Here is a 1,005-nt window from a genome sequence, read left to right as displayed (position 1 = left end):
CCCGGCCGCCCCGGGGGCTCCGGTTCCGGACACGGCGGCGGCCCGACGTCCCGATCGCCGCCGTGACCGGTTACGTCTGTGGCGGTCTGCGCGCAGCGTACGTTCCCGCGCCCGCCGCCAGCAGCATCACACACCCCGTGAAGACCAGCCCGGCTTGGCGCAGCCCGAGCCATGTGGCCATGGCGCCGACGCCCACCACCGGCACCGAGATCCCGGCGTAGGCGACGACGAAGAACGCCGAAATTGTGCCGCCACGATGCTGTGCCGGGGCCGCGCCGCTGACCAGGGTGAGCGCCGCCCGAAAGGCCAGTCCCTGGCCGGTGCCGCCGCACAGGGCCCCCAGGACGAGCAGGAGCATGGATTCGGCGATCAGTGATGACGCCACCAGCAGCAGACCCACTACGAGGATGCCGCACCCCACGGGGAGCGCGAGGCGCGCGCCGATCCGTTGTGTCAAGGACTGCCCGACGGTCGAAGCGAGGAAAACGGAGAACACCACGGCGCCCGAAACAGCCAGGTTGCGCACACCCAGCGTCTGCGAGGCAAAGCTTGGCGCGATCGCCGTGAACAGCCCGAGAAGCGCGAAGCCGGCGAACGCCGCCACTGAGGCGGGCGTGAACACACCCCTTACCTCGGGAGGCACCATGACGCCCTGCGGCGTCAGAGGAGGCCATCGCTTCGGCTCCGCCACGGTCTCCGGCAGGAACCAGGTGATCCCGCAGGCCACAGCCACCAGCCCCAGGTGGACCCAGAACGGCAGCGTCAGCGGCCAGGGAGTGTACTGCGCGAGGAGGCCGGAGAGCAGCGGGCCGCAGCCCAGGCCACCCATGTTCGCCGCGGTGGCGGCGAACCCGGCCCGCGCCTTCTGCCCCGGACCGGCCAGCTCGATGACGGCCGCTGTCGCCGCACCGCTCAGAGCCTGTCGGGTGGCCGGTTGGTTACGCTGCGATGAGGTCCTCGACGGTGCGGGCTCGTGCGGTCTTGCGGTGGGATTCATGGCTCCAC

The 1,005-nt window shown here is 71.3% G+C and carries 1 protein-coding gene; it reads right to left on the bottom strand.

Going from position 1 to position 1,005, the window contains the following annotated elements; all coding sequences use genetic code 11:
• Positions 1-70: 70 nt before the first annotated feature.
• The coding region (locus ABTZ94_RS37710; protein ID WP_351208008.1) for an MFS transporter at positions 71-1,005 on the bottom strand (935 nt) is incomplete at its 5' end.

It is taken from the genome of Streptomyces sp. NPDC002785, assembly GCF_040295565.1.
Lineage (GTDB): Bacteria > Actinomycetota > Actinomycetes > Streptomycetales > Streptomycetaceae > Streptomyces.
The sequence above is the reverse complement of the archived record's forward strand: the minus strand, read 5'-3'. Positions and strand labels throughout refer to the sequence as shown.